Raw genomic sequence first — 3,194 nt, 5'->3', positions numbered from 1 at the left:
AGGGAGAAGTCGGATTTTCTTGGCTCTGTTCAATATAACAGAATGTAACAATACTATCTTTGGCAACTTGGTATTATTCCTCATCCCGATATAATTCCTGCAAATCTTGTAACTGAGTCTTGCGGGAAATTCGGCGATATTTTTTACTTTCTAGCTTGGGTTCGTACTGACTCTGCCCTTTGCCTTTGCTTTTGCTTTTTAACTTCATGGTGGATTCAGGATCGGCTTGTTGGTGCAGCTGAGTTTGATGTGCGATCGCAGCATCCAAAAATTCTAAATAATGTTCATATCGTTCCCAATCTCCCCGCACCACACATTCAGGCTCGTCTCGGTGCAGACAATCACTAAACCGACAGCTAGCAACTGCTAACCGTTTTCTTGCTTCTGGGAAATAACGGATTAATTCTTCTGGGATACAATTCATGTCCGGCTGATTAAAACCGGGAGTGTCTGCAAGCATTCCACCGCTAGGTAACTCAAATAATTCTGTATGGCGAGTGGTATGACGACCACGAGCTAGTTTGCCAGAAACTTCTCCTACTCGCAACTTCGCCGTGTCAATTAGTGTATTAATCAAGCTGGATTTGCCAACGCCGGAAGGCCCAGCAATTACCGTAATTTTATCGCTTAAGTATCTACCTGCTTGGTCAGTATTTATACTATCTTTGACGCTGATAAATATTGGTTGATAGCCCCAACCGAGCAAGCGATCGCTAACTTGCTGCTGTTCCTGTGGTGAAATTAAATCACTTTTATTCAAACATAAAAGTACATCCAAGCCAGTAGACTCAGCCTTAATCAGAAAACGACTTAGTTGATAAGGTTCCAAAGGTGGATCGGCTACAGCAAATACCAATAGAATTTGATTGACATTGGCGATCGCAGGACGATCTAATTCGCTGTGACGGGGTAACACCTCAGCGATCGCCCCACGTCCTCCAGCCCAATCTGGTTCTTCAACCACAACGCGATCGCCCACCATCACCTGTTGTCCGATTTTTTTCAGGCGTGTGCGGCGAGTACAGAGGAGGAGAGGGGGATAAGGAAGATGAGAATCGCGATCGCCCATCTCCCTAATCTCCCCCTGTTTTTGATCCAGCTGTACTCGGTAAAAATTAGCCTGTACAGCCACCACCGTACCCAATAACTGTCCAGTTGCGGCAAAATCTGTCATTGGCTAGCAACTGGACGGCGCACTAACAGAGAAAAATAACCAGCGCAGTCTGTAATTTCTTCAACCTGATAACCTGCCATTGTCAGACTATCAGGAACCTGCTCAATCGGCTCACCAGGGTCTAGCCAGACTTCTAGTAAACCTCCCAATGGCATTTTTTCCAAACGTAATTTTGTCCGCACAAAATTAATCGGGCAAGGAGTGCCACGTAAATCAAGTTGAGCATCGGGAGTTAAAAGAGAAGAGGGCTTGATCACTTAAATAAATTTCCCAAAAAACCTTCTAGACCACCTTTACCAGTGCGATCCCCTTTAATTTTAGCCAGCTTCTCTAACAGTTCCCTCTCCTCTGGGGTGACTTTGTTGGGAATATCAATTAATACGTTCAGCATGTGATCTCCACGACTGACGGGATTACCCAAGCGAGGTACGCCACGATTTTCCAACTTCATCACCGTATTTGGCTGAGTTCCGGCTGGAATAATCAATTCTACAGGGCCATCTACCGTATCTACCTCTAACCGACAACCTAAAATCGCTTGTAGGTAGCTAACTTTGATTTCCGAAAGAATATTAATTCCATCCCGTTGGAATTCTTCGTCCTCATTTACGAACAAGTAAACGTACAAATCCCCAGGAGGGCCACCACGTTGACCCGCATCTCCTTCACTAGAAATCCGCAAGCGAGTACCATTATCCACCCCAGCTGGAATGGTAATTTTGAGTTTCTTGGTGACTTGATTTGCGCCCTTCCCATCACAGGCATCACACTTGTCTTCGATTACCATGCCTGTCCCATTACAGGTGGGACAAGTCGAGACTTGGGTGAAACTGCCAAAGGGTGTTCTCGTGACACGGCGGACTTGACCCGATCCGCTACAAGTAGAACAAGTCCGGGGCCGGGTTCCAGGTTTAGCACCAGAACCGCTACAGACTTCACAATTTTCTAAATGTGAAATACGAATTTCTTTTTCGCCACCAAATACCGCTTCCCGAAAGTCTAACTTCAGGTCTAGCCGCAGATCATCGCCCCTCGCAGGCCCACTACGCCGTCTTTGTTGCGTGGGACTACCCATACCGCCAGCAAAGCCACTAAAAATGCTTTCAAAAATATCGGCAAAACCACCCATATCGCCGACATCTTGGAAGCCAGCGCCAGCGCCTGACACACCCTCTGGGCCAAAGCGATCGTAACGAGCGCGGGTTTCTGGTTCCGAGAGTACCTCATAAGCGCGGTTAATTTCTTTAAAGCGATCCTCCGCCCCCGGCTCTTTGTTCACATCTGGGTGATACTTCCGGGCTAAACGGCGATAAGCTTGCTTGAGTTCTTCTTTGTCGGTGTCACGAGAGACACCCAGGATTTCATAATAGTCGCGGGCCATATAGCAAAGGTAAAAGTTAGAAGGAAGAAAGCAGAAGTCAGCAGAACGTCACTCACGGTCACTTGCTACTTTACGGTAAGGCGTTTTGCTTTACAGAATATGTAAGAGCAACACACTATCCTTTAAAGGGCGACTTGCCGGAGGTTAGGCAAAAGGTAAAATTAATTTTTGTTAATAACTGATTTTACCCTTTACCTTTTACAAAAATCACCGACAAATCTTGAGCAACAGGTGCTTTCCTCGTGGGAGACGACAAAAGCTATAGAAGTTATGATCAGGGGAAGCCTCTGCTCAGACTTCATCACTGCCGAGTCGGTTGTCTCTTTTACAATTGTGCTACGTAGGAGAGGAAAACCCCGCCCATTAACTAGAGGGGCTAGCCGCACCATTCGGTGTGGAAAACCACCCTTATGTTTTAGATTGCATCAGAATCGGCATACTGCCTAGCAGTAATTTGCTTCTACAATCTAGCAAACCCCTGGGGTCTTGTGAGACTTCGCTAAATCTACAATCAATATTTAGATATATTAAAATGCCTTAATAAAAATCTGCAACTTAGGATATTGGGAATTGGGAATTGGGAATTGGGTATTGGGTATTGGGTATTGGGTATTGGGTATTGGGGAGAATAACATTACC

The 3,194-nt window shown here is 45.7% G+C and carries 3 protein-coding genes; all 3 read right to left on the bottom strand.

What is annotated here, in order from left to right; genetic code table 11:
• Nucleotides 1-73 precede the first annotated feature (73 nt).
• From rsgA to dnaJ, 3 genes are read right to left on the bottom strand one after another with little or no spacing between them, the layout of a single operon-like run.
• The gene (gene rsgA, locus GNF10_RS36065; RefSeq protein WP_185580581.1) at nt 74-1,174 is read right to left on the bottom strand and encodes a small ribosomal subunit biogenesis GTPase RsgA; all 1,101 of its coding nucleotides are present in this window, start codon (nt 1,172-1,174) and stop codon (nt 74-76) included.
• Nucleotides 1,171-1,428 (bottom strand): sulfurtransferase TusA family protein, encoded by a 258-nt coding sequence (locus tag GNF10_RS36060; RefSeq protein WP_185580583.1) that lies wholly within the window; start codon nt 1,426-1,428, stop codon nt 1,171-1,173. The genes rsgA and GNF10_RS36060 overlap by 4 nt, the downstream gene beginning before the upstream one ends.
• The gene (gene dnaJ, locus GNF10_RS36055) at nt 1,428-2,555 is read right to left on the bottom strand and encodes a molecular chaperone DnaJ (RefSeq protein WP_185580582.1); all 1,128 of its coding nucleotides are present in this window, start codon (nt 2,553-2,555) and stop codon (nt 1,428-1,430) included. The genes GNF10_RS36060 and dnaJ overlap by 1 nt, the downstream gene beginning before the upstream one ends.
• Between the last annotated feature and the right edge of the window lie 639 nt (nt 2,556-3,194).

Origin of the sequence: Nostoc sp. UCD121 (genome assembly GCF_014222285.1) — a bacterium.
Taxonomy (GTDB): domain Bacteria; phylum Cyanobacteriota; class Cyanobacteriia; order Cyanobacteriales; family Nostocaceae; genus Nostoc.
This window is presented reverse-complemented; position numbering and strand designations above follow the sequence as displayed.

Excerpts from the sequence above, each read along its gene's own strand:
- rsgA (WP_185580581.1), bottom strand. The coding sequence starts at position 1,174 with ATGACAGATTTTGCCGCAACTGGACAGTTATTGGGTACGGTGGTGGCT.
- dnaJ (WP_185580582.1), bottom strand. The coding sequence starts at position 2,555 with ATGGCCCGCGACTATTATGAAATCCTGGGTGTCTCTCGTGACACCGAC.